The following is a 25,907-nucleotide window of genomic DNA, read 5'->3' as shown; positions in this document are numbered from 1 at the left end:
CTGCCTAAATAAATAATTTACTTCTACAGATAGATGTCTTTTTATTATCTATAAATAAAAATATTATCAAAATAACAAGTATCAAAAACAACTAAATTATTTTTTATAAAAGTTAAGTAGGAAAACCGTACTTGTCTGATAGGTTTTCTGTACCATATATCTAAGTTTAGCTGGATACAATCAAAGTATGGCTTAAGTAATGCTGTTTTCTAGAAAATTCATACAGCATTAATAGGAGAGCGAAAATATGGGAAATCAAGTGAAAACAGCTGCTTTACTAGCTGCATTAAGTGGTCTTTTGATCGCAATTAGTTACTGGGTAATTGGCGGTAGTAGTGGCTTAATAATTGGAATTGGCTTGGCAGCAGCAACAAACCTATTTTCCTGGTATCAATCAGATAAGATTGCTCTGGCAGTATATCAGGCCCAGCCTGTGAGTGAAGGAGAAGCACCAGGACTTTATCGGATGGTGCAGAGACTAAGCGATCGCGCTAACATCCCCATGCCTAGAGTTTACATTGTCCCAAGCCAAGGTGCTAACGCCTTTGCTACAGGGCGCGATCCCGAACACGCTGCTGTAGCTGTCACTGAAGGCATTTTGAATATATTGCCAGATGATGAACTCGAAGGTGTTATCGCCCACGAACTCACCCACATTATTAATCGTGACACTCTGACACAAGCTGTTGCTGCTACCGTTGCTGGTGCGATCTCATTTCTAGCGCAAATGGTGAGTTATAGCTTATGGTTTGGCGGTGGCTCACGAGATAACAACAGAGGCGGTAATCCTTTGGGCGTTTTGTTAACAGTAATGCTTGCGCCATTGGCTGCAACGATTATTCAGCTAGCAATTTCGCGCACACGAGAATTCTCTGCTGATGCAGGTTCTGCTAGATTAACTGGTAATCCCCGTGCATTAGCTAGGGCATTACAACGCTTAGAAGCCTCAGCAAAACAGATCCCTTTAAATGCCAATCCAGCTTTTGAACCGTTATTAATTATCAATTCTATCTCTGGACAGTTTTTAGGTAACTTATTTTCCAGTCACCCTGCTACAGAAGCAAGAGTTGCAGCATTATTGAAATTAGAGCAACAACTGCCAACAAAAGCTTATTGATTTGTCATTTGATGTAGTTTTCATCCAAGAGTAAATTTTGCAATTTAAGGATGTTTTAACTATGAATGCTAACAACATCGAATCCTTTGAAAGCACAGTCATTGAATCTACAGAATCCATAGTAATTGTAGAAATTAGTTCTCAAACCGACGAACTAGTAGAAACCGAAATGGCTAACGAAAGTGATGAAGTGAAGCGCGAAACCAAAGCGCTGATTGAGGCACTAAAAAGACGCGCTCAAGCTGAGGCTGATTCAGCAGGAACTCTCACACGTGAAACCTATTTGAAAGCTGTGCGACAAGCACGAGAATTGGTTGAAGGAAGAAAACTGATGCAACGCGATCGCTTAGAGGACTCTTGGGCGGTAATTCAGGATGAAGTTGAGAGAAACTGGTATTTATTGATGAAAGACTTAGTGGACTTCAATTTTCGCCTGCAAAAAGCAGCTATGGCAGCTTGGGAAACCTTCAATAATCCTTACTCTCGTTAGTTTGCCGAACTTTCCCTATCTTGAACTAAAGTTAAAGTCTGTCCCTCTCCGAGTCGGTGAGGGACAAGTTTTGTGTAGTGAGGGATTTCCAAGAAATAAATTATCGAACCACAGAGGCGCAGAGAACACAGAGTGAAGAGGAATGGAGAGATTTTGCAATCGACTTGGGGATATTTTTTATTTGAAAGTTCTAAAGCTAGGGAGAGGTCTTTTTATATAGATTTTGCGTCGCGGATAAGATAAAGAGGTAACGTAGCTCCTCACACAAGTAGCAATGACTTCAACCCTGCGGAAATTTACTCGTCTTCATAGCCCAACCCTGCATCAGTTACCCAATGGTTTGACAATCATAGCGGAGCAGATGCCAGTCGAAGCTGTAAACCTCAATTTATGGATTAAAGTTGGTTCAGCCGTCGAATCTGATGCCATTAACGGTATGGCTCACTTTTTAGAACACATGATTTTTAAGGGAACAGAACGATTGGCTAGCGGCGAGTTTGAACGTCGAATTGAAGAACGGGGTGCTGTCACCAATGCCGCTACCAGCCAAGACTATACTCATTACTATATAACTACTGCCCCCAAAGATTTTGCCCAGCTTGCTCCATTACAAATAGATGTAGTATCAAATGCTAGTATTCCCGATGATGCTTTTGAACGTGAGCGATTAGTAGTTTTAGAAGAAATTAGGCGTTCAGAAGATAATCCCCAACGGCGGACATTTCGCCGGGCAATGGAGACAGCATATAATGAGCTACCTTATCGTCGTGCGGTATTGGGGCCAGAATCGGTAATTGCCGAACTTAAACCCCAGCAGATGCGGGATTTTCATCATAGTTGGTATCAACCCCAGTCAATTACTGCTGTAGCTGTAGGCAATTTGCCTGTGGAAGAATTAATTGCGATCGTTGCTGAAGGATTTACAAAAGCTAATAAAACTCAGCACTCCCCACTCCCCACCCCCCACTCCTCACTAAATCCTGAGTCACCATTTACAGAAATTGTCCGTCGAGAATTTATAGATGAAAGTCTCCAGCAAGGCAGGCTATTGATGCTTTGGCGGGTTCCAGGAATGGTGCAGTTAGATCGCACCTATGGATTGGATGTTTTAGCTGGAGTTTTGGGACACGGACGGACATCAAGACTGGTGAGAGATTTACGAGAAGAACGGGGATTAGTTTCTTCAATTTCTGTGAGCAATATGAGCAATCAGCTGCAAGGGACATTTTATATTTCAGCTAAATGTGCAGTAGAAAATTTAGCTGAAGTAGAGGATGCGATCGCTCAACATATTCGCACAGTCCAAACCGAGTTAATCACAGAGTCAGAAATTGCCCGTGTACGGCGGCGAGTAGCGAACAGATTTATTTTTGGCAATGAGACACCAAGCGATCGCACTGGGTTGTATGGTTACTATCATTCCTTGGTGGGAGATTTAGAACCCGCCTTTAACTACCCAGATTATATTCAGAGTCAAGAGGCAACTGACTTAATGCAAGCAGCCAAAGAGTATCTTTCCCCAGATGCTTATGGTGTAGTTGTCGTTAAGCCGTAAAGTGAAGAAGGCAGGAGGCAGGAGGCAGTGTTTCGACTACGCTCAACAACCAGGCAGGAGGTTGGAAGAAGAATTTTTCCCCTGCTCTCTGTCCCCTGCTCCCTCATCCCCAATCCCCAATTTAATCATGTGGACTCAAATCGACACCTATATCAGCCAGGTGACTGGCGAAAAATTTCAGAGTCAGCAACGGCGATCGGTTGGTGGTGGATGTATCAACCAAGGTTATGCTGTTTCCAATGGTGAGATTACCTACTTCGTCAAGCTCAACCTTGCATCCCAAGTTGCAATGTTTGAGGCTGAGGCACTGGGTTTAAAGGAAATGCTAGCAACAGCTAGTATTCGCATCCCAAAACCTATTTGCTGGGGTGTAGCTGAGAACTCTAGCTACATTGTGCTGGAATGGTTAGAACTTGGTAATGGCAACAGCAATTCGTGGGAAGAGATGGGGCGCAAGTTGGCGGCGATGCATCAAGCTAGCAGTAGCCAAGGTTTTGGTTGGAAAATTAACAATACCATTGGTTCAACGCCCCAAATCAATACTTGGACACCAGACTGGACAGAATTTTATATTAAACATCGCCTTGGTTATCAATTTCAGTTGGCAAGGCGACGGGGAGGAAGTTTCCCCCAGCAAGAAAAATTACTAGCAACTATCCCTGAACTATTGGCGCACCAAGTACAACCTTCTTTAGTACATGGCGATTTATGGGGTGGAAATGCCGGGTGTACTGCGTCAGGAGAACCTGTGATTTTTGATCCAGCAACTTATTTTGGCGATCGCGAAGTTGATATTGCCATGACAGAATTATTTGGTGGGTTCCCCGCAGCTTTTTACAAAGGTTACAACGAAGTTTTTCCTTTAGATGCAGGCTATGAGCAGAGAAAAACACTCTATAACCTTTATCACATTTTGAATCACTTCAATTTATTCGGCGGTGGTTATGCTTCCCAGGCGAACCGGATGATTGACCAGATTTTGCGCTAACTACAGCATTTCATTAATTCGTAACGAATCAAATTTGGCAATACCGTGCTTTATTAGTGCATCGGCTTGCATTGTGAATGCGTTGGCTTGCTTTATGAATGTATCGGCTTGCTTTATGAATGCGTCGGCTTGCTTTGTGAATGCGTTAGCTTGCTTTGTTAGTGCATCGGCTTGCCTTGTGAATGCATACCCTTGGATATAAAAACAGGAACGTGGTTATTGCTTATAGACTGATGCCAATACTTTTCGGATAAACCCAACAATCTCTCTTTTGAACTGGGGAAAGGTTACTGGGCTTGGGGGAAAAGTAAATTCAAACCCTTTCCCTTTCCCCTTTCCCCCTTAACCGAAAAGTATTAAGACTATAAAGCCACTATTTGATTCACCATCACCGCCAATGCCACCATCCCCAAAATCGTCATTAATCCCGCCGGCATAAACTTACGTGTTTTAGCTAGTCGAACTGCAAAGACTACAACTAAAACAGCAGTAACTAACACTGCTAAAATCGAACCCCAGGTTTGCCCTTGGAGTTGAAAGTAAGCAGCGAGTATTAGTAATAAACCGCTAATACTACCACTTACCAGTGAAACCTTACTTCTAGCTTGAATATAGCCAATAATGCCACCAGCGATCGCTAATATGCCGTAGGCGAAAGCAGCAATTATACTTAAATTCATTGTTAATACATCTGTAGATTTTGACTTTACTGCCAAGGTCAGCCGACAATTTACCATAGCTAAATAGCTATACCACACAGTTGATTGATGGATAATCAAGCGATGCCAATAACAAGTACTACCTCATATACAAAAGTCCAATATCTCCAGCGTCAAGCGGCCTCACTTTTACTGTACCAGTCTGTTCTTCAAGGCGAAGTGGGGATAGCATTTCTGGAACTGTTGCAAGCTATACGTTACACTGACTCTGATGCACGGGGTTGTCTCCAAGCCTACGGTCGTTACTTCCACGCTTTAGCTGCTAAAAATCAAAACTGGGAAGACTATTTAATTACTCAACTTCTCTTCTCTAATAATCCTTTTACAAAACTGGCCCAAGTGAAAGAATTTGAAGAATTACCTCCAGCTTTAGTAGCAGCAGTGCAGCATGATTTACAAATATTACAAAGTCTCTATGAATGTAGCAGCGCCTCTTTGAGTGAGTGGATACAAAGCGTAGCTCACATGCCGATTTCGCCGGTAGTGTGGTATAAAGAGCAAGAATTCGTAGGAGTAGAGACAAAGTTCGCTACATATTTACAAGACTTAGACAATTGGGGTGATGCTGTAGAAGAGTTGGCGGCTTATTATCGGCAATGTGGCTCTGGTTTATTTGCAGAATATCGCGCTTTACGTTGGCAAGCTGGGCAGTTTATCGGTATCCGATATTCTGATCCGGTTAAGTTGAGTGCGCTTGTAGGTTACGAGTCTCAAAAAGATGCTTTGTTAAAAAATACAGAGTTTTTATTATCAGGAGAGATGGCACTTCATGTATTACTTTACGGTAGTCGTGGTTCTGGCAAATCTTCTTTAGTGAAATCTTTGTTAAATGAATATAGCGAGCGTAGTCTCCGCTTATTGGAAGTGACAAAATCTGATTTAAAAGACCTACCAGAAATTGTGGAACATTTACGAGGAGTGTCACAAAAATTTATTATCTTTGTCGACGATCTTTCCTTTGAAGAAGATGATGATGCCTTTAAAGCGCTCAAGGTAGTTTTAGAAGGTAATTTAACCGCGCGGCCGCAAAATGTAGTTGTGTATGCTACTTCCAATCGCCGCCATCTGATTCGGGAATTTTTTGTGGATAGACCTACCCCCAAGGATAATGAGGAAATCCATGCTTGGGATACGATGCAGGAGAAGCTTTCGTTTAGCGATCGCTTTGGTTTAACCTTGACCTTTGAACCAGCCGATCAGAAAACTTATTTGAAGATAGTACAACATCTTGTAGCACAAGCTGAAATTAATATTACTCATGAAGATTTGGAATTTCAAGCATTACAGTGGGCAACTCGCCACAACGGTCGTTCTGGACGCACAGCACGGCAGTTTGTTGATTTTTTAAAAGCAGATTTAAGACTTTTTTCTGCAAACAACAATACATCCAATACTTCTGATTAAAATTAATTTATTGATGATTAATTTTTTTGTTAGTTACATAATAATATGATGCGCCAGTAACTAAAACTACATATTTCATAACTACTATGATACAAAACTTTGGAAAAATGCCTTATTTAACCAAACAGAATTACCTGTGTATTCTAATTCGTAATTATATTGGCAGATACGCGAATGTAATTAGGAATTACGTAGCTTGCTTCTCGCCTTCTCTACGGGACGCTACGCCAATGGCGAGTATTACGAATTAGTATGAAACTTACTTATTCTGATAATTTCACTACGCTAAAAACGAGCAATATGCAATCAGTAACGATCAGCAATCGATTTATACTAGGAATAGTTGCCTTTAGTGTGAGTTTTGGTCTTAGTCTCGTCCCAAGCTGGGATTTTAATAAAGCTTTTCTCACAGGTTTAATTACAGCCGCTACTATCTATACAACAGCATTATTTGTAGATAAGCGGCGGAGAAATTATGAAATGTTTGTTTTAGGTTCTCTCCGCAAACGAATTAAAGAAATGGAGGGGTTGAAAGCTCGCGTTGTCAGAGAAATAAATCAAATCGAACAACATCATAATTTATTATATGCAGAGTCACAGCAACTCCAAAATCAAGTCATAGAAAGTCGTAATCAAAGAGATAGTTTACATCGAGAATTAAGAACATTTACCGGACAGAAAAAACAGCTAGAAACTGAAATAAATACTCTGCAAATCGAAATTAATAACTTGCAGAAAAGTCAAACAGAATTGAATAATGCTTTTTCTATACTTACAGCAGAAAAGCGCCGTCTAGAGTCGAATTGTAATGTATCCCGTGCTGAGATTACGCAATTGCAAAGCCAAATTTCAGAACTCCAGCAAGAGAAACAAGAAGTTGAAAGTAATTTAACTCTTTTAGGCAGACTCAAACCCCAATTAGAAGAAAAACTATACGAACTGCGAATTGCAATTCAAGAGTTAGAAGTTGAGACAACCCAAAAAAATCAGTTGCTGGTAGCCACAAAAACCGAAAGAGAAAATATTCAAGCTATCCTACATTCTTCACAAACCCAACTAGCAGAACACAAAGCCGAATTACAGCAGTTGCAAGGGCAAATTTCATTATTGCAAGAAGAACGAGATTCATTGCAAAATCAAGTATGGGAATTACTCCAACAACTAGAAACATTTAATCAAGAACCTTTAGCTGATAATTTCCAAGAAGATGATACTGAATTGTTTCCTTTTTCTGAAATAATGGAAACTACAGCAGTCATAAATAAATCGGAAATTGATATATCAGAGAATATACCTGAAGAATGGACTAATCTTTTAGAAAATCTCCCAGGATACGAACTACAAGTATTAAAAGCGATAGTCGAGCAAGAGAATCCCAAGGCTGCTATTAAAAAAATTGCCGAAGCAAATATCACTATGCCGAATCTTTTAATCGATTCTATAAATGAACGGGCAAATGATACTATTGGGGAATTAATAATTAACTCAGATTCGGAAATTCCAGAAGTTTATCATGAGCATATTACCCATGTGAAAAAAATGATTGCAACGCATGAAAGTCTCATGGCTAGACATGCGTCGCCAAATTAAAATATTATTATTGCCGTCGTCAGATTAGTAGTAAGGTGAATATGTACCTTACCTATTTACTGCGTGCTTATGCGTTTAGAATAAAAAGAAGTGTAATACATGGCAAAGCTCAAAATCTCGAAAAAAATCTCCACTGGTTTAATCAATTCCCTTGGTGCGGGGGTAGTGCCAAGAGTAGGAGTTGAATATATCGCAGTAGGTCGAGAAAAAGAACTAAAAAGCCTATTACAAAATCTTGATGATATTGCAGAAGGTGTAGCAGCATTTCGCTTCATAATTGGTAACTACGGTTCCGGGAAAAGCTTTTTATTGCAACTACTTCGTAACCGCGCTATGGAGCAAGGTTTTGTAGTAGCAGATGCTGATTTATCCCCTGAACGCCGATTAGCTGGGAGCAACAATGAAGGTGTCGCTACTTATCGAGAATTAATGAGCCACCTAGCTACAAAAACTCGCCCTGATGGTGGTGCTTTAGTCTCGATTTTAGAAGGATGGATTAATAAAATTCAACAAGAAGTGGTTAAAGAAACTGAAATGCGTCCCAATGACGATGGTTTTGATGACAAAGTTGAATTAAAAATTAGGGAAGTAGTTCAGTATATTGAAGATTTAGTTCACGGTTTTGATTTTGGTAGCGTGATTATCGCTTATTGGCGTGGCTACCGAATGGATGATGATAATTTAAAAAATGCGGCTATGCGCTGGTTGCGGGGAGAGTTTACTACTAAAGTTGAGGCAAAAGCAGCTTTAGGAGTGCGCGTCATTATTGATGATGATAGTTGGTATGACTATATAAAACTGTTTGCGAAATTTGTCGCTGAGATTGGCTATAAAGGACTGTTAATTTTAGTTGATGAAGCTGTACATTTATATCAAATATCTACCACAGTTACGCGGGAAAAAAATTATAATCGACTCCTGGCAATGTTTAACGACACCATGCAGTGTAAAGCTGAACATCTTGGCATTGTCGTTGGTGGAACAACTAAATTTTTAGAAGACCCCAAACGCGGACTTTTTGCAGACCAAGCTTGGCAAAGACGCACAAAAGAAAGTCGTTTTGTTGCACAAGCTAATATTCAAGAAAATTCAGGGCCAGTGATTCGGCTAAATCCGTTAAATGAAGCAGAAATTTTAACCCTTCTGCAACGTTTAGCTGAGATTCATGCACTTAATTTTGGGTATGAACAAACTTTGAAAAATATTGAGTTAAAGGAGTTTGTGCAAGAAATTATTAATCGCTTGGGTGCAGAAGCATTACTGACACCAGGGGAAATTGTGCGGGATTTTATGAGTGTGCTGAATATTCTTCACCAAAATCCAGGAATTGTGTTTGGTGAATTAATTCATGGCTCTAAATTTAAACCTACTGCTATGGGTAAGAATGCAGTTGCAGATGAGGATGGCGCAGCAGAATTTAGTTTGTGATTAATGATGAAGAGACTGAACAATAAAAGTAAGCACATTACTCGACAAAGTTTACTTTTTTGTAATTGGTAAGCCTAGCCAATCGCTAAGTTCATGAGCTAGCCAATCAAGTTCCAAAAGAGTTACAGTAAAAATATCGAGTTCATTACTGGAAATTACATATTTTTTTATACCAGCCCATATCGTTAAATAATATTTATTGAAATCACTTTTGTTTATATCTAAACGTAGAATCTCTTGTCTAGAACTTGGAAGCGGATTGTGACGCTCAATGTCCTAAATTAACGCCGTGTGCGACTTTCTCTCAGACCTAACCCCCAACCCCTTCCCTACAAGGGAAGGGGAGCAAGAATCAAAGCCTCTCGACCTTTCGGGGAGAGGAATGGAAGTGGGGTTTTAAGAATAAGTCGCACATCGCGTTAAATTAGGACGAAATTAAAGCCTCAATTAAGAAACTATGTTGTAGCAACTAGCGCGTCAAGTCGTGTTTTCTCCTTGACATTACGGATGTAGCAGATAGCTTAAGTCTTTTTCCTACTTCAGAATTTCTTTACTCCCGCGTTATCATCTGAAAAAGATAAAACTTTTGTGAGGTGGGGAGGTTTTCTCGCTTAGGGAGTTCCGATAACTAAATCATCCCGTAGAATAGACAGGTAATAAACCCTGCCTCATATAAAATACGGAAAAATTTTAGAAATAGAAATTCCTCAAGACTCAGGACTCGCTATTTATCTGCTCACTCAGGATTCAGGACTCTTTATGTTAGCAGGCACAATTTTGCAAGATGGAAAATATACCCTAATTCAAGAAATAGGGCGGGGTGGCTTTGGTATTACATTTAAAGCTACCCATCACTACTTGGGCCAGGAGGTGGTGATGAAAACCATCAATGAACGGCTGCGACAACATCCTGATTTTGCGAAATTTGAGCGCCAATTCCAAGATGAAGCCAGACGATTAGCTACGTGTATTCATCCAAATATAGTCCGAGTCAGTGACTTTTTTGTGGAAGCTGGATTGCCTTACATGGTAATGGAATACATTCGTGGCGAAACCTTGGGAGACGCATTTGTATTACCAGGAATAACTTTGCCTGAAGCCACAGCAATTCATTACATTCGGCAAATTGGAGCAGCTTTACAGGTAGTACATAACAATGGTTTGCTGCACCGAGATGTCAAACCAGATAATATTATTCTTCGTCAAGGAACACAAGAAGTAGTACTAATTGATTTTGGCATTGCCAGGGAATTTAATGGCAATGTCAGACAGACTCACACTGGTCTGGTTTCTGAAGGTTATTCTCCAATTGAGCAGTATTTGACGCAAGCGCCGCGCACACCCGCCACAGATGTTTATGGTTTAGCCGCAACTTTGTATTCACTGTTGACAGCACAAGTTCCTATGCCAGCATTATTGCGCGATCGCGAACAAATGCCTTCTCCCCGCGAATTGCAACCACACTTGAGTGCTGCTGTCAATCAGGCAATAATGCGTGGTATGGCGGTGGAGTCTCGTTTTCGACCAGCGACAGTTGCTGAGTGGTTACAACTCCTACCTGGAAATGAGGGGCTGATGACATCGGAAGCCTTAGCAACTTATGCAGTCCCAACTGTCAATTTATCTGCCCAACAAGCTGCAACTTTACTTGGAAAAACTGGCCAAAATCGCCTTCATAAGCCATCTGTGCTGGCACAACCCAACCAAGGCATCGCTAAAGAAAATCCACTGGCAAAAAAACCGGGATCATCTCAAATACTAATGGGTGTGGGTGTAGCCTTGGTTGCTGCTACAGCAGGTTTTGGCATCACTAGCATTTTACCCAAATCTCAGCCGCAGCCAACCACAAAGCCGCTTTTTGAACAGCCTACTCAACAGCCAGCCGCGAAAGCACCTAGCTTAGAAAATGGTGCAGAGACTAACACCACCTCAAGAACAGAATCAGCACCTCTTTCTAATTCCAAACAGCGCCGACGTAATCGCCGTTCTTCCCCCGAAGAAACTCCTAGCAGACCTACAGGAGAGTCACAACGGGGCGATTTGCAGCAATCTGGAGCTTCACCTAGCGTTTCCCCCACACCCTCGCTTGTGGAAAAACTACGCGCGATCCGGTCATCTCGTAGTGCTTCTCCCGCACCATTGCCACAAAATAACTCACCCGCCTCTAATCAGAATTCTGCTTCCCCTCAACCGATAATTCCACCAAATTCTGTGGTTATACCAGCAGCACCATCGACACAATCCAAACAGTCAGATCCTTCTGCTGTAGTAGTACCAACATTGGAAAAGCAAAATTCACCAACTGATAATCAACCCCAGAGCGATCGCAAATTGCCCGAAAAGCTACAAGATGACAATAACTAATCAATTTTAGAAGGCAGGAAGAGGGCAGGAGGGAATTCTGATTCCTGTCCTCTGCAACGACTGTTCGCGCAGCGTCTCGCAGAGAAGTGAGTAAGGGTTGAAGCCTCACTTCAAAATCTCTGATTTGGAGTCCTGCAATCAGTGTAAGTCTAACAAGGAGATTTACTGTCTCAAGAAATACTTGGGAGTTACCCTTCTGTGACAGAGAATAAATATACCTTTGCTCTCCTTTAACTCCGAATCTCAGCCAGAATCGGTATGGTAATCAAAAATTCAGTTCCCTTACCGGGTGTAGAATTCACAAAAAGCAACCCGTTATGTTTTTCTGTGATAATTTGATGAGCGATCGCTAACCCTAAACCGGTTCCTTGACCAACAGCTTTAGTAGTAAATAAATGGTCAAATATTTTTTCTTTGACTTGTTCACTCATCCCGATACCATTATCCGCAATTGCAACTTGAATTTGGTTATCTTTGACTCTAGTTTTTATGATAATGCGGTTAGGATTGGCTTGAATTTCCTTAAAAGTGCGTCCATTATTCGAGTCTTCTAATGCATCAATGGCATTTGCCAAAATATTCATAAATACCTGATTTAACTGACCCGGAAAACATTCAATTTGGGGCAAATCACCATAATCAGTGATCACATCAATAGCGGGGCGTTCTTCATTTGCTTTCAGACGATGTTTTAAAATTAAAATTGTGCTGTCAATACCATCATGAAGGTTGCAAAGAACGGGGCGCTCGGTGTCAGCACGAGAAAAGGTTCTGAGACTAGTGCTAATATCTGTAATTCGCCTCACTCCTTCACGCATCGAGCCGACTAGTTTAGGAAGATCCTCACGGATATAATCGAGGTCAATGGTTTTAATCTCGTTTTGAATTGTAGTACTGGGCTGTGGATATTCCTGTTGATAAAGGTCAACTAATCCAAAAATATCGTTGATATACTCTAGAGCCGGCTCGATGTTGCCGCTCAAGAACCCAATGGGATTATTAATTTCATGGGCGACTCCTGCGACTAAGTTGCCCAAAGCAGATAGTTTTTCGCGTTGCACGAGTTGGATTTGTGAGGTCTTGAGTTCTGCCAATGCCTCAGATAGTTGGGTTGTGCGCTCGACCACTTGCTGTTCTAAGCTACGGCTGAGTCGATATAGCTTGGTTTGAGTTTTGACTCGTGCAAGGACTTCTTGCTCAGAAAAAGGTTTGGTGATGTAGTCTACGGCTCCCAATTCTAGAGCGCGGACTTTGTTCGTGGTATCCGAGAGTGCAGTCATAAAAATAATCGGGATATGGCTGGTGGTTGGGTTGCTTTTGAGGCGTTGACAGGTTTCAAAGCCGTCAATTCCCGGCATCATCACATCCAATAAGATCAGATCGAGTTCCTCATTAAGCTGTGCTTGTTCGATCGCGCTAAGTCCATCCAGAGCGATCGCTACTTCAAAGCCAGCATCTTCTAGGGTGCTGGAAATGACTTCCAAATTGGTGGGCATATCATCCACAATCAAGATCAAGCCATTGCTCATTAACTTGCTCCTGCCCCTAAATAGGCTTGGATCAGCTGGTGAATCTGCTTTGGCTGAAATTGTTGAGCCAGTTTGACGATCTGTTGGGAAAAGGGTTGGTAGATGCGATCGCGTTGCTCTAGCTGTTCTGCCATCTCAATGACTTTTTTTAACCGCCCTTGTTGCACCAGTTTGAGGAGTTTTTGCAAGTCTTCTAGCGGCGGCACTTGATCGGGTGCAAAGTTTGTAGAGTCAGCCTTTAGCCAACTAGCCTCGATATTTGCAGTTTCTCCATTGCTTGGGGTTTCATACTGCCAAACTAGATTTAAAAACTTTTCCAATGTTGCAAACAACTCATCAGCATGGACGGGTTTCGGTAAGAAGTCATTCCCGCCTGCATTGATGCTCATTTGCTGATCAATTTCTGCCACGGATGCTGAAGAGACGATCACTTTGTGATGTTGTAAATCGGCTGATTTGCGGAGATGTTTCAGCATCTCGAAGCCATTCATCACTGGCATAGCAAGATCGGTGATGATTAAATCGGGGTGGTGCTGTTGAGCTTGAGCTAACCCTTCTTTACCATTTTCCGCTTCTAGCAAATTGAAACCCAGAGGCTCTAGTAGGTTCACAATCACCGACCGATTTTCCCAGTGATCGTCAATGACTAAAATGCTGCGTTTTGACCCTTCGTAGCCAATGATTTGCTTGCCAGAGCTATGAGCGCTTTGTTGCACCCAATCGGTGGCGATCGGTAATTCCACTTCAAAAAAGAACTCACTCCCCGCACCAAGTTCACTCTTCAACTGAATTTTCCCACCCATAAGTTGGATGATGCTTTGGCTGATTGCTAGCCCTAAGCCAGTGCCTTCTGACTGGCGTTTCTGATCCCCAACTTGTTCAAAGGGTTGGAAGAGTTGGTGTACCTGATCGGCGGCGATACCTACTCCAGTATCTAGAATTTGAAATTTGATTCGGGGTATGGAAACATCTACATTGGTCTTCAGCACCTCGACTTTGAGAGTAACACAGCCCTGGTCAGTGAATTTAATTGCGTTGCCTAGAAGGTTGAGCAGAACTTGGCGCAGACGTTTTTCGTCAGCCTCAATGCCTATAGGAAAGTTATCATCGGGCTGATAAACAAAGTCGATGCCTTTTTGGTCAGCCCGGACGCGGCAAATTTCCACAATTCCTTGCAAAAAGGCGGGGAAGTGGATGGCTTTGGGGATGAGTTCTAGTTTGCGAGCTTCAATTTTGGATAGGTCTAAGATGTCGTTGATCAGTGTGAGAAGATGAGAGCCGCACTGATGAATAATATTCACCCCATGACGTTCTTTATCGGGTAGAGATTTGGAGCGATTTAGAATTTGGGCAAAGCCGAGAATTCCGTTGAGCGGTGTACGTAGTTCATGGCTCATGTTGGCCAGAAATTCACTTTTGGCATGGTTTGCACTGTCGGCTACTTCTTTCGCCTGCTGAAGTTCAACCGTGCGTTCGGCAACGCGATCTTCGAGTTCGGTGAAGGAGGTTTTGAGCTGGGCCGCCATTTGATTAAACGAGCGCGCCAATGCTTCTAGTTCATTGATACCTTTCACTTCTACAGTGCGATCAAGGTCTCCAGTGGCGATCGCTTCACTCGCTTGTTGCAATTGTAGGATGGGATCGGTAATCCAGCGCGAGGTATAGATACCCAACATGGTTGCCAAACCCAACGCACCCAAGCAGAGCAAAATCGTGTTGCGCGTATTGGCATCAATTTGTGCCATAAAGTCCGATTCCGGCACGACAACTACGCTCAACCAGTCAATGCCTCGTCCGTCTCGAATCGCTGAAACTTGCACAAACTGTCTTCCAGTTGGCAGCTTGAAATCAATCTGTTGACTCTCTTGAATGGCATTGAAACTACCAAATCGATCAAGAATAGCTTGTGCCGTGGCGCTAATTACAGGGCTTTCAGATTTGACGGCAGGAATTTGTTGCAAAGTCTTCTCTTTGAGATTGATGATATAGGGGTCTGGAAGCCTTGAACTTGCGATCAGGTCGCCTGAGCGATCAATGATAAAAGTTTGTCCCGTTTGACCCACCTTTAGCTTCTTGAGAAAATTATGAATTTTGTTAATCCGAAAAAGATTATTTTGAACTCCTAAGAACACGCCATTGCTGTTGTATATGGGTTGGGTTAGAGAAATTGAAGGGATTTTAATCGAGTTGCCTAAAAAAGGCTTTGTCCAGGTTGGTTTTCCGGCTGCCTGTGCAGTTTTATACCAGGGTCGAGAGCGAGGGTCAAAATTAGCTATAGTTTCTATCAATGCAGTCCGTTGACCTTTATCATCAAGTTGGTAGATTTGGCGCTGAGGTAGATCCTTTTTGTTCCCAATCAAAGCCACGATGCCTTTATTCGGTAAATCCTCTACTTGTATACTCGTGCCGTCAGCCATCGCAATTTGCATAAATTCAACTATATCTTGGCTGACTAACCGCCAAAAAGGCCGTTCTAGTTTGGTGACATCGGTTAAATCAAGCTGTCCCTCTTGAGCAGTTGCGACGATCACTTGTCCAGTCACATAAGGTCTTTCCAAATAGTCCAGAACTTGCAGGTTGAGGCGATCGCTCATCTCTTGACGTAACTGACCAGAAACATCATTGACTGCCTTCTGCCCATTACGCAAGGAAATATACCCCGTTAGCCCAACGGCTGCAAAGATTTGCAGGACAAATGGAACAATCAAGAGCGAGCGCAATGGCAAACGGTGAATCAAGCTACGAGCTATGATTTTTTTTGAAAAGGAAGACATAACTGCTGACTCCTATAAACTGGCAATGCTGAAGTGTGCTATCGCCCTTATCAGTACCCAATAAATTACAAAACTTGGTTTCAAGACTTTTAAATACTCCGGTTAGCCGATGAACAATAATTTTTACTTAATAAATCTATATTTCTCAGCTATATTCATCAGTATTGCGAATAACTCCAGCAAATTATTCTCCACCATAATGCGCTACTCAATTAGGAGAGTTTCTGATTTTATTTTTGACTGTAATATTCACTTTTACTAAGTAGATATCTCCCTCGATACGTCTATACTTGTAATTACAAAATCTAAGATAATCTAAATTAAATAAAACTACTATCACATACGATTTTACAAATTAAGTTTTGTAATCTTCCGAAAATTAGTACTTATATTATTTGCCATATTTTCCAAAATAAACGCCGTATTTATACGTGAATTCAAACTGGACTTATTCTGTTGTATATGAACATAAACCAGTTATTGCTAGCCTTTATAAAAGAGCCATTGCTTAACAATTTTTCTTGCTGCGAGCTAGCTTTTTATAGCCTGAAAAATTATTGCTGCTGATATTTATCAGTTTTTCCTCCGTAATTATATCAGCTAATCAGGAAAATCCTGGAACGTTTAAGGATTTTCCTGATGGAGCTTTTCGTGATTCCAAATTAACCTTATAAAGACTGATCAAATCAATATTTCATTATGTAATTTTTATTATAAAAATCACGAGTAAATTTTGTTTTATTGTTAGCTAAATTCCTAATTTCCTTTTCTGTACAACAACTTCCCCTTTTTTATTAATTTTTACAGGATTTTTTGGAAAAGCTTGATTATTCAAAGAACGTATAAGTTTCACAGTCCGAAAATGTTGATCGATTTGAGGGATTCCTTGCTGATTCATCCGCACAGGGATAATTTTACTTGATATCAGATTTCCCACAGAGTTGAGTTTGACTTCTAAAATCATCGAGTCACCCGTCTGGGCATTTGTAGATAAAGTCCGATATCCTAGAAAGTTTCCTAAAGAATAGGCAATTATTTTTCCCTTATAAATTTCCATCGCTCTCGGAACATGAGGTCCATGTCCTAGTACTAAATCTGCTCCCGCATCAATCATATTTCGAGCAAACTGGATTGAATTACCTCGGTTTTCTCCATAAAAAAACTCTGTCTGATTCTTAACATGTAGTGCCCCAGTCCCTTCGGCTCCAGCGTGCATCGATACTACTACAATCTTTGCTTTCTTTTTTGCTTCTGCTACAAGTGCTTGGGCTGCTCCTAAATTATGGATGGAATTATACATTTCATAAGGAGAAAAACCTACCATTGCCACAGGGATATTGTTAGCTTTCAAATAGAGAATTTGATTTTTATGACCTAATGTTGCAATGCCCACAGCCTCAAGATTTTTCTTTGTATCTTTGAACCCTACCGGGCCGAAATCCATTGCATGGTTATTTGCCATATTAAACACATTAAAACCAGCCTCAGCAAATAGCCGAGCATATCCAGGTGGAGAGCGGAAAGCAAAGACTTGTCCTCTACTAGTATCTTTAGTAGTGTAAGGATAATTAGTTAAGCTACTTTCAAAGTTACCAAATAAAATGTCTGATCCTTGCAAGTGGGATCTGACTGACTTTGGTAATAGTTGATCTCGGAACCGGGGTAATCTATAGTTAGGAAAATTAGTGCCGGGAATAATATCTCCAACAGCTTTGATAGTAATAATACCTGAAGAAATTTGCTGTTTTGGTGTTAATAACCTAGGTTCAGGAATAGCAAAGGGTAATGATACAGGTTCAGTGGGTGTAGTCGCAGCGTTTAATTGCTGTGATTGCCCAAGCCGAATAACGACTCCTACACTAATACCCAGATATAAACAGATACTGATAAAACTAAATGAAAACCCTTTCTCCAGGCTGAGATTTGCCATCGTTCACTCCTCACACAATGGCATTAGTTTATCCCAAAAATTTGTGTTGGCGCTGTATATTTTAGTGTTTTTGGGTAATATTTGACTCAGTAGACACGTAAATATGAGAACGTTTCACTTGCAACTAATTATACGTGCCAGTTTTCAAGCCAAACACAATTTGTTTGTCCAGTTCTTCAGAAATATTTTTAAACGGAGAGGGGGGGATTCGAACCCCCGTTGGGTTTCCCCAAAACGCATTTCGAGTGCGTCACCATGAACCGCTCGGACACCTCTCCAGATATTTATTCACGCATTAGAGTATCTATCTTAATATGCAAATGCCGTGAATTGAGGGAAATGTTAGCTCATTTCCTATACTACTATAACATTAGCGCTTTATCTGCGTAACAGAATGCTTCGGAAACACCAAAGGCTAATTACAGCGATTTTCAGGTAAATAGACCCATAGGGTAGGGGCGCAAGGTCTTGCGCCCTACGACGGATGTGGTTCAAATACATGAAAACTGCTGTAAGGTTTGTAGACATCGAAAAAGACATCACAAATCGGGTATAGAGAGCGTTTATCTCCCTCCCTGGCTTTTTTAATTTTTTCCCCTAGTTCGGTGTTAACACTATGAAGAAAACCCAGACGTAGACCAACTTTGCAAATTTCCGGATCTGTCTAATGAACAATGTCAAGCTCTCAAAGCTGTACTGAAGAACCATTAATTTCTAGATTAGAGTTTATTATTTATTAATAAAAGTGTACAAACTATTGCACCAAGCATATAAACCATAGACGTGTCAGCATCTTTTAAAAGTAAAATATAAAACAGAGACAACACTACAAAAACAAGTACCGTAATTTTCAACATAAAACTTAACAATTTCAAACATAACTACGAAGAAAATACATCAGAAGTATGTATTACGTTTTTTGAAATTGTTGCTTTCAGAAAAAATATTTCAATTTTTAATAGCATTTAAGACTTCAGTATAGAGAAATTATTGAACCTCTATTCTTAATATATTTCTGAAGTGAGTGTTTACCTGATTGTAATTATGACAGTTTTTTTTGTGGTAGTAACTAATCTAGACAAAAGTACTTATATCAAGTACTTCTGCTAAAAAAAACTGGTTCACAAATCTGAGCCAATTTTGTTGATGAATATTTTTCACTCTTCTTACTTCTTTGAATCTAAAGTATGCCATCAACCGAGCGGTAGCATAAGTCACTTATCTTGCATTACCACTTAGCTCGACTTTATCCATTTTTTGGCAACACTCCATCTGGCGCTGAAACCTTTGTAGGACAGTAGTTTTACTTTTTCGATTTTAGCGTGAATCAGTGATATGGAAAAAGTTTTTGCCAAAAAGCTAAGGCTTTTGCTCTATAAAGAGAACCAAGTTCTTAATTTTGGATAAAGTCGAGTTATGCCTACGCCAACCCTTTTAGCGATCGCTCTCCACTATATTAATAAAGGAGCGATTAGGGTTGAATCCGAAGTGTTAACACCACAGTACTGGTGAGAGTCTGGGAGGGTAGCCAAGCCAAAAGCGATCGCTTAATTAATTCAATCACCGTCTGTTCCTTCAGAGATGAAGCCTGTTCATCCAGCAGTAATTGTCTCACCCGTCCCCGGCTAACCTGGAATTCAAACACCAAATCACCACCGAAACCTCTAGGGAGTTGAATTGCTTGCAAGTATTGAGTCAGCAGAGAAATCATCTGCTGATTCAATCCCGTCACGCTCACAACCTGTAAATGAGGGACAGAAGATTCTTCTTTGTGTAAAACTTTTAAATCTTCCAATTGTGGCATCGATTTTTCGGGAACTGATAACAGGCTATCAAGATTACTAAAACCATCATCATCTGCAAATCCGATTTCTGGCTCTGATGCTGGAATATCGAATTCCATCGCTAATGACTCCATTTCTTCAAACCGTTGTATCGGTTTTGCTGGTGCAGGCATTGGGGATGGTGGTGGTAATACAGACATTGGGGATGATACGGGTGGTGCAGATTGTTTCTTTGCTTCCCTGCGACTTCTTGCCATTCCAGCGCCAGGAGCAGCACCAAAAGTCACGTTACTAAAAATACCTTCATGACTGATTGCTTCAGGTATTTCTACAGGTACTTGCACAGAGATGAAATCCTGATTGGGATTGACTCTAATATCATCACTGACGGCAACAAAAGCGGTATATTGCGATAACACTTGATAAGTCAGAGCTGTATCTGTGACTGCTTCCACACCTCCCTTTGTGTCTCCACTAACCATTTGATTCATTAAATCCTTGATGCGGGAACGTCCCCAAAGTTGAGCAATCGCGGGATTACCTGTTTGGGGAAAATTTAGTTGAAAGGTGTGCTGATAAAGCCTACCACCCGCAGCAATGCCAGTGATGTGCAACTTTCCCGAATGCGCGTCTGGTTTGCGTCCAAATAGCACTAACGGTTGCTCTGCAAATAAATCTGGTGGTGTAGAAGGATACATAATTGGGGATTCCCCATCACCCTCCCATTGCAATTGAATATTGGCGAGGACTGGATTATTTATTTGGCGGAAGAATTTTTCTACCACCTCATCTACAGGTTCATCGTGGCGAATAATCCGAGCAATACCCTGTCCTAATTCTGCAATCCGATTGAGTAAGAAACGATTTACCGAACTACCTGCACCAAAGCTATGAAGGCGGGTTCCTGGCTGGAGACGCTGTTTAACTTCTGCTAAAATTTGGTTTTCGTTGCCGATATAACCATCAGTTAGTAAAACAATATTTCGCAAGCGTCCCGGATTTGTGGCTTTTAAGTTTAAGACGGTGCGAATACCGCCTAACATCTCCGTTCCACCGCCAGCGTTTAAGCGATTAATATAGTTGATTGCTAATAAACGATTTGCAGAAGTATTAGGAAGAGGAACGGGTGAGAGTTGCTGTGTGGTATCGGAAAAATCAATAATGTTAAAGGTGTCGTCAGGGTTTAGTCCATTGATAAAACGACGCATCAATTCTTGACATTGCATCAGTGGTTCGCCACTTTGAGAACCAGAGGAGTCGATGAGAAACACCATATCTTTGGCGACAATCTCATCAGGACGATACTCAAAGGCGGGAATCAGGTAGAGTGCGAAGTGTCCACCCCGTTCATCAGCTTGGGTAAGCGTAGTTGTTTGAGTGTTATTACTACTAACTTGGTAGCGTAAAATTAGGTCTTTATTGGGTATTGTGTCTCCACCAACTAGTTTGACATTTACCAACTGTCCTTCACGGATGATTTGGATTTGGTGAGAGGGTGAGTTAATATCTTGAATCTCAACGCCAGCATTAATTTCTATGGTGACATTAATATCATGACGCGATCGCATTCCTGCTGGCAAAATGGGAGCGTTTAAGCGGGAAGCATCTGGAACTAAATCGGTATCTTGATTTAAAGTCATGGGTGCAATAGCTGAACCACCCCCGACTGCATCTTCTTCGATGGTGATTCCGGGAATGTAACGGGGGCCAACAACCATTGGGAAGACAAATTCGTAATTTCCACCCTCAAATTTTAGGCTGTCGCTGTAGCGAATAATCACATCGATTTGTTCACCTGGTTTGATGTTTGCCAGGGATTGGGTGAAGATATTGTCTCGTTCTTGTTCGAGGAGTCCGGCTGTCTGTCCTTGTTTTCTGGCTTGTTCATAGATAGCTACAGCTTCTTGGCGTTTTTTGATGCTGCCTTGAATTGTGCGATCGCCTATGCGAATCAGCATATCATCAACGGCGGCTTCATCGGGTAAGGGGAAAATATAAACGGCTTCTAGGGTTGTGCTAAAGGGATTTTCAAAGCTTTGGGTAACTTCCACCCGTGAGATGTTACCAGCGATTTTGGCTTTTACTTCGGTGTGTTTGAGGGGAAAAGCAATCTGTTGGCTAGAGTTTTGCAGATATAAGCCACTGGTTTGTTGTTCTAGGGTTTGAGTCATAATATTTACCTGACGCTTTTGTTTGCTGTCTCTAGCGTAGGTGTGTTTTTCAGGGAGATATGCTCAGTTTTATGCTCACTTGATGCTCAGTAGTAGGTTCACTAGTAAATAATGATTTTCGGTAAAATTGCCAGTCTAGTTACTGCATACGTGTTTTATACTAAAAGAACGTAATCTAAATCACATTAACCCTACCCTATAAACTTAGAACAGTGAATAAGTCACAGGCTATTAAGCTACTTGAAAATGAAGGATGGACAACAGCAGATGCTAAACGTGCATTAGAGAAAATTGACTTTAAGACTAATCCTGATGAAATTACTATTCGTAGAGCTATTTCACATTTTGCTGGTTCTGAATTAATCAATCGTCAGCGTCTTCAGGCTGCTCAGAAAGGTTTGGTAACGAAGAAAACAAATGAGCTTGAGCGGAAAGAAAAAGAATATGCTGCAAAAATTGATCAGCTTATAAATTATCAAAGACAGGAAAGGGATAAACGCAAAAACGAAATTCAAAGCTCATACGACAAAAATAATCTTGTAGAAGATAGGCTCAAAGCTATAACTTCTCAAAATAAGGATTTGATTGTTGTAAATGAGCGACTCATGAAAGACAATAAAGACTTAAAAAATTTAGTTGATGAAATCAGACTAAAACTAGCTATAAATACCAAGAAAATTCTTCAGTATGAAGACAGCGAAATTCGGAGAGCGGTAATTCATTTATTCAAATCTACCCTGGGATAAAAAGTAACTCTATGACTGAGCTTAAAACTAAAAAAACAATTTTCAATGGGATGAGTTACCGCGATACGCAACGTGTTAACTCAAAGAATAGAAACAAGCTGAAGCAAGAAGATATACACTGGCTAAAAACAGAAGGTTACAAGAATGTTGGATGGAATAACCTCATAAGACTATATCATAAAATAAAAGAATTTTTAGATAAATATCAATTCGATGATTTGACACTTGAAGAATTATTTTTAGAAGCAGACCGAATTGGAAATAAATATCTCACTTCTCAAGAAATACAGGAGACTAATTATAACTTAGCTAAAGAAGTAAATGAGATTGCAGAAGAGATAGATAAGCAGTATCCTGATACAGAAATAGAAATTATTGATTTTAGTAATAAAACAAAAAAGACATATAGAAGACAAGCTAATCAAAAGTCATATAGAACTATCCAATATTAGAGGAAGATTGTGTGAACATTGAAGGAAAAGAACTGAATGAATTATTTAATATTGCAGATGAAATTGGTAGCAAGCGCTATCATAAACTAACTCATCAAGATTTTGAAAATTATAGAAAATTCGATTACTGGCGATATGTTAATGGTGATTATGAGTGTGGTACAACACAAGAAAGTAAAAGTTGGGTGAGAGATCATTCAGGCTGGTACTGTCCAATTTGTGGGGACAAGTATTCTGAAAAGGGTGGTAAAACAATAGATCATAAGCTTCCTAGATCCCAGTATCCTTGGTTATCAATGGAATTCAATAATTTCTGGGTCATTTGTCAGACGTGTAACCAAGAAAAGGGTGAGATGCACTGGTATGAGTATGAGCATTATATATTTGTTCGCTATCCTGATTTTTATCTTGGTGTAAAAGTTGCACGTCCTAGTCAGTTGCTTCAGTCGCTCAAAGAATAAAAAATCTCGGCTCATTTCGTTGAAGGAATAATTGCCGCTTTTTATGTACCTACGAAAAATTATTAACCAATCCAATATCGAATTTATAGTTTTTTTGTAGCTACAATTGGGTTATTAGAATTGTTTGATAATAATTTAGGAGTTAAAATATGAATGCTCACAAGATAAAAATCGTGTTAACTGAAGATGGAACTCTGACGCTACAGGGTTTACCTTTTCATGCAGGCGACGCTGTGGAAGTGATTATTCTGGAAGCGAAAACTCCAGATAAGCAAATAGCACTAAAAGCTCAATCAGATACAAATCTTTATCCTTTGCACAATACACAGCCTTACCGTTATGAAGATCCAACTGAACCTGTAGCTGTGGAAGATTGGGAAGTTTTACAATGATTGTACTTGATACTCATATCTGGGTTTGGTGGGTACAGAACGATTCACGACTGACTCAAAAACAGCAACAATGGTTACAAGATTACGAATCTGACGGTTTAGGAATCAGCATTCTTTCTTGCTGGGAAGTAGCGAAATTAGTAGAGAAAAAGCGACTAATTTTGCCTGTAGATATTGAGAAATGGCTAGAAGCTGCTTTAGCTTATCCAGGAGTACAACTATTAAATTTTTCTTTGCCAATAATAGTTGATTCAACTCAATTAAATGGATTCCATAGCGACCCATTCAATCAAATGATTGTGGCTACAGCAAGATTTTATAATTGTCTTTTATTAACTGCTGATGCTAAAATTCTTAATTATCCTGATGTGCAAACGCTCAAATAGTGAATTATAAAGTTGATGTATGTCAAACTCGCTGAAAGCATCAACAGCAGGACTAGCAATTGTAGACAAATCCCGTCAACGTCTAGGTTGGACAAAAACTAGCACCGCACGCTGGTGGCAAGATGCCCATACCTCTAGAGCTACTTTACGCCGATTTTGGCAAGGCGATCGCATTCAGCGAGAAATCTTCATCGCTATCTGTCAAGCTGTTGGTATTGGAAACTGGGAAGCGATCGCAGAATTATCGCACGCAGATTTAGAAACTATTGCAGACATCAGCACGCCTTATCGAGATTGGAATGAAGCGCCTGATATCGAAAGCTTCTATGGACGAAATCAGGAATTGGCACAATTAGAAGAATGGATAACTAGCCAAAACTGTAAATTAGTCACTATTAACGGTATCGCTGGTATTGGCAAAACCTCCCTAGCACTGGCTTTAGTAGACCACATTCAGTCAAAATTTGATTGTTTAATTTGGAAGTCTCTGCAAACTTCCCCATCTATGATTTCCCTGCTGAATAGCCTGCTAAATTCTTTTGAGCAAGGCGTTGTGCAGAATATTCAACAAGGTACGGCACAGCTTATACAGCAGTTACAAAAACGTCGCTGTCTGTTGGTATTAGATGGATTAGAGGCTATTTTCTCACAATCAGAAAACCTCAGCTATGGTCAATTTATCCAACAACTAAGTCGAGAACGGCATCAAAGCTGTATTCTGATTAGCAGCCGCGAACAGCCAAAGAATATCGAAATTAATACAAAAACATCTCGCTGTTTAAATCTCAAAGGGTTGCCAAAAGCAGAGGCTAGAGAATTATTACAATCAAGGGGATTTACAGGCAAAGAACTAGGGTTATCAGCATTAATTCAACTTTATCGCGGTAATCCCTTGGCGCTGAAACTGGTAACACCCTTGATTCAGTCTGTATTTGGGGGAAATGTTGCTGCTTTTTTGAGTCAGAATACTTTAATTGTGGGCGATCGCTTGCGTGTAATTCTCAAGCAGCAATTTGAGCAACTTTCCGGCTTAGAGCAAGACATTCTCTACTGGCTGGCTATTTGGCAAGAGCCTGTCTCATTCTCTCGATTGCAAACCCATTTGCTGATATCCGTTGACCCAGGGATGGTTTTAGAGGGCATTGTAACCTTAGAAAGGCGATCGCTTTTAGAAAAATGGGTCAGCGATTATGAACCCTCATTTACATTGCAACCCCTAGTAATGAAAGTGGTGACAGATGAATTGGTGGAATATGCTGCTCAAGAAATTTATAAAGTTATGCAGAGTAATGATATTCGTCATTTTCAGATATTGCGAACCCATTGGTTGCTACGACCGGGTACTGACGATATTGCAGGCGATCGCATATTAACTCAACTTTGGAAAAAGCTTTGGCATTTATATGGCGCAACTCTTCCACAAATATTTAATCAGATTCTGTTGTTGTTAAATGGTCAATCTCCTTTGGCAATGGGTTACATCAAGAGTAATGTTGCGATCCTCTCAGGAATAGAATCAGTTTAATAAAAAACAACCAGCCTAACTAACTGGATGCATTAAATAAATGAGTAATGAGTAATGAGTAATGAGTAATACCCATTACTTATTACTTATTACTTATTACTC

General features: G+C 40.5%; 19 protein-coding genes and 1 tRNA gene. 14 read left to right on the top strand and 6 right to left on the bottom strand.

All coding sequences use genetic code 11. From position 1 onward, the window contains the following. Positions 1 to 247 precede the first annotated feature (247 nt). The 4 genes from GJB62_RS16850 to GJB62_RS16835 all read left to right on the top strand — a co-directional run bounded on the left by GJB62_RS16850 (position 248) and on the right by GJB62_RS16835 (position 4,150). Complete coding sequence (locus GJB62_RS16850) at positions 248 to 1,117, top strand: zinc metalloprotease HtpX (protein WP_114081288.1); 870 nt, start codon at positions 248 to 250, stop codon at positions 1,115 to 1,117. A 61-nt stretch (positions 1,118 to 1,178) separates the two neighbouring features. Next, entirely contained in the window at positions 1,179 to 1,607 is a 429-nt protein-coding gene (locus tag GJB62_RS16845; RefSeq protein ID WP_114081289.1) for a hypothetical protein, read from the top strand. 274 nt (positions 1,608 to 1,881) lie between these two features. Then, the gene (locus GJB62_RS16840; protein ID WP_114081290.1) at positions 1,882 to 3,162 is read left to right on the top strand and encodes a pitrilysin family protein; all 1,281 of its coding nucleotides are present in this window, start codon (positions 1,882 to 1,884) and stop codon (positions 3,160 to 3,162) included. 127 nt (positions 3,163 to 3,289) lie between these two features. Further along, positions 3,290 to 4,150 (top strand): fructosamine kinase family protein, encoded by an 861-nt coding sequence (locus GJB62_RS16835; RefSeq protein WP_114081382.1) that lies wholly within the window; start codon positions 3,290 to 3,292, stop codon positions 4,148 to 4,150. 362 nt (positions 4,151 to 4,512) lie between these two features. Here the strand turns inward: GJB62_RS16835 and GJB62_RS16830 are convergent, their stop codons facing one another. Beyond that, entirely contained in the window at positions 4,513 to 4,830 is a 318-nt protein-coding gene (locus GJB62_RS16830; protein ID WP_181852819.1) for a TMEM14 family protein, read from the bottom strand. An 87-nt stretch (positions 4,831 to 4,917) separates the two neighbouring features. Here GJB62_RS16830 and GJB62_RS16825 point away from each other — a divergent pair, with 87 nt between their 5' ends. From GJB62_RS16825 to GJB62_RS16810, 4 genes are all read left to right on the top strand, one after another. Beyond that, positions 4,918 to 6,273 carry an ATP-binding protein gene (locus tag GJB62_RS16825; protein ID WP_114081292.1) on the top strand — a complete coding sequence of 452 codons (1,356 nt, stop codon included), beginning with the start codon at positions 4,918 to 4,920 and terminating at the stop codon, positions 6,271 to 6,273. A gap of 300 nt (positions 6,274 to 6,573) precedes the next feature. Beyond that, positions 6,574 to 7,863 (top strand): tellurite resistance TerB C-terminal domain-containing protein, encoded by a 1,290-nt coding sequence (locus tag GJB62_RS16820; RefSeq protein ID WP_167755991.1) that lies wholly within the window; start codon positions 6,574 to 6,576, stop codon positions 7,861 to 7,863. Positions 7,864 to 7,962: 99 nt separating this feature from the next. Beyond that, entirely contained in the window at positions 7,963 to 9,291 is a 1,329-nt protein-coding gene (locus GJB62_RS16815; RefSeq protein ID WP_114081294.1) for an ATP-binding protein, read from the top strand. Between the two features lie 759 nt (positions 9,292 to 10,050). Further along, positions 10,051 to 11,655, top strand: a complete 1,605-nt coding sequence (locus tag GJB62_RS16810; RefSeq protein WP_114081295.1) for a serine/threonine-protein kinase — start codon at positions 10,051 to 10,053, stop codon at positions 11,653 to 11,655. A gap of 230 nt (positions 11,656 to 11,885) precedes the next feature. Here the strand turns inward: GJB62_RS16810 and GJB62_RS16805 are convergent, their stop codons facing one another. The 5 genes from GJB62_RS16805 to GJB62_RS16785 all read right to left on the bottom strand — a co-directional run bounded on the left by GJB62_RS16805 (position 11,886) and on the right by GJB62_RS16785 (position 21,843). After that, positions 11,886 to 13,184: a response regulator gene (locus GJB62_RS16805; RefSeq protein WP_114081296.1), complete on the bottom strand. Its 1,299-nt coding sequence runs from the start codon at positions 13,182 to 13,184 to the stop codon at positions 11,886 to 11,888. Next, positions 13,184 to 15,958 (bottom strand): hybrid sensor histidine kinase/response regulator, encoded by a 2,775-nt coding sequence (locus tag GJB62_RS16800; protein ID WP_114081297.1) that lies wholly within the window; start codon positions 15,956 to 15,958, stop codon positions 13,184 to 13,186. Before GJB62_RS16800 ends, GJB62_RS16805 begins: the two co-directional genes overlap by 1 nt. Before the next feature lie 748 nt (positions 15,959 to 16,706). Beyond that, positions 16,707 to 17,888, bottom strand: a complete 1,182-nt coding sequence (locus tag GJB62_RS16795; protein WP_114081298.1) for a CapA family protein — start codon at positions 17,886 to 17,888, stop codon at positions 16,707 to 16,709. Positions 17,889 to 18,081: 193 nt separating this feature from the next. Continuing rightward, a tRNA-Ser gene (locus GJB62_RS16790) sits at positions 18,082 to 18,166 on the bottom strand. A gap of 1,193 nt (positions 18,167 to 19,359) precedes the next feature. Next, the gene (locus GJB62_RS16785) at positions 19,360 to 21,843 is read right to left on the bottom strand and encodes a VIT domain-containing protein (protein ID WP_114081299.1); all 2,484 of its coding nucleotides are present in this window, start codon (positions 21,841 to 21,843) and stop codon (positions 19,360 to 19,362) included. Positions 21,844 to 22,055: 212 nt separating this feature from the next. Here GJB62_RS16785 and GJB62_RS16780 point away from each other — a divergent pair, with 212 nt between their 5' ends. From GJB62_RS16780 to GJB62_RS16755, 6 genes are all read left to right on the top strand, one after another. Further along, entirely contained in the window at positions 22,056 to 22,589 is a 534-nt protein-coding gene (locus GJB62_RS16780) for a hypothetical protein (RefSeq protein WP_114081300.1), read from the top strand. 11 nt (positions 22,590 to 22,600) lie between these two features. Further along, positions 22,601 to 23,041: a hypothetical protein gene (locus GJB62_RS16775; RefSeq protein WP_181852820.1), complete on the top strand. Its 441-nt coding sequence runs from the start codon at positions 22,601 to 22,603 to the stop codon at positions 23,039 to 23,041. Between the two features lie 11 nt (positions 23,042 to 23,052). Further along, positions 23,053 to 23,502: an HNH endonuclease gene (locus GJB62_RS16770; RefSeq protein WP_114081301.1), complete on the top strand. Its 450-nt coding sequence runs from the start codon at positions 23,053 to 23,055 to the stop codon at positions 23,500 to 23,502. A 149-nt stretch (positions 23,503 to 23,651) separates the two neighbouring features. After that, a complete protein-coding gene (locus GJB62_RS16765; RefSeq protein ID WP_114081302.1) occupies positions 23,652 to 23,894 on the top strand; it encodes a hypothetical protein in 243 nt (80 codons plus the stop codon). Continuing rightward, positions 23,891 to 24,280, top strand: a complete 390-nt coding sequence (locus GJB62_RS16760; RefSeq protein WP_114081303.1) for a type II toxin-antitoxin system VapC family toxin — start codon at positions 23,891 to 23,893, stop codon at positions 24,278 to 24,280. The genes GJB62_RS16765 and GJB62_RS16760 overlap by 4 nt, the downstream gene beginning before the upstream one ends. Positions 24,281 to 24,299: 19 nt before the next feature. Further along, positions 24,300 to 25,805, top strand: coding sequence for an NB-ARC domain-containing protein (locus tag GJB62_RS16755; protein WP_114081304.1), 1,506 nt, complete (start codon positions 24,300 to 24,302; stop codon positions 25,803 to 25,805). The last annotated feature ends 102 nt before the right edge of the window (positions 25,806 to 25,907 follow it).

Source organism: Nostoc sp. ATCC 53789 (assembly GCF_009873495.1).
GTDB classification, from domain to species: Bacteria; Cyanobacteriota; Cyanobacteriia; order Cyanobacteriales; family Nostocaceae; genus Nostoc; species Nostoc muscorum_A.
Note: the sequence above shows the minus strand (reverse complement) of the source record. Positions and strands in the feature narration are given on the sequence as shown.

Coding starts and splice junctions, on each gene's coding strand:
- GJB62_RS16850 (WP_114081288.1), top strand. CDS start 248: ATGGGAAATCAAGTGAAAACAGCTGCTTTACTAGCTGCATTAAGTGGT.
- GJB62_RS16845 (WP_114081289.1), top strand. CDS start 1,179: ATGAATGCTAACAACATCGAATCCTTTGAAAGCACAGTCATTGAATCT.
- GJB62_RS16840 (WP_114081290.1), top strand. CDS start 1,882: ATGACTTCAACCCTGCGGAAATTTACTCGTCTTCATAGCCCAACCCTG.
- GJB62_RS16835 (WP_114081382.1), top strand. CDS start 3,290: ATGTGGACTCAAATCGACACCTATATCAGCCAGGTGACTGGCGAAAAA.
- GJB62_RS16830 (WP_181852819.1), bottom strand. CDS start 4,830: ATGAATTTAAGTATAATTGCTGCTTTCGCCTACGGCATATTAGCGATC.
- GJB62_RS16825 (WP_114081292.1), top strand. CDS start 4,918: ATGGATAATCAAGCGATGCCAATAACAAGTACTACCTCATATACAAAA.
- GJB62_RS16820 (WP_167755991.1), top strand. CDS start 6,574: ATGCAATCAGTAACGATCAGCAATCGATTTATACTAGGAATAGTTGCC.
- GJB62_RS16815 (WP_114081294.1), top strand. CDS start 7,963: ATGGCAAAGCTCAAAATCTCGAAAAAAATCTCCACTGGTTTAATCAAT.
- GJB62_RS16810 (WP_114081295.1), top strand. CDS start 10,051: ATGTTAGCAGGCACAATTTTGCAAGATGGAAAATATACCCTAATTCAA.
- GJB62_RS16805 (WP_114081296.1), bottom strand. CDS start 13,184: ATGAGCAATGGCTTGATCTTGATTGTGGATGATATGCCCACCAATTTG.
- GJB62_RS16800 (WP_114081297.1), bottom strand. CDS start 15,958: ATGTCTTCCTTTTCAAAAAAAATCATAGCTCGTAGCTTGATTCACCGT.
- GJB62_RS16795 (WP_114081298.1), bottom strand. CDS start 17,888: ATGGCAAATCTCAGCCTGGAGAAAGGGTTTTCATTTAGTTTTATCAGT.
- GJB62_RS16785 (WP_114081299.1), bottom strand. CDS start 21,843: ATGACTCAAACCCTAGAACAACAAACCAGTGGCTTATATCTGCAAAAC.
- GJB62_RS16775 (WP_181852820.1), top strand. CDS start 22,601: ATGACTGAGCTTAAAACTAAAAAAACAATTTTCAATGGGATGAGTTAC.
- GJB62_RS16765 (WP_114081302.1), top strand. CDS start 23,652: ATGAATGCTCACAAGATAAAAATCGTGTTAACTGAAGATGGAACTCTG.
- GJB62_RS16760 (WP_114081303.1), top strand. CDS start 23,891: ATGATTGTACTTGATACTCATATCTGGGTTTGGTGGGTACAGAACGAT.
- GJB62_RS16755 (WP_114081304.1), top strand. CDS start 24,300: ATGTCAAACTCGCTGAAAGCATCAACAGCAGGACTAGCAATTGTAGAC.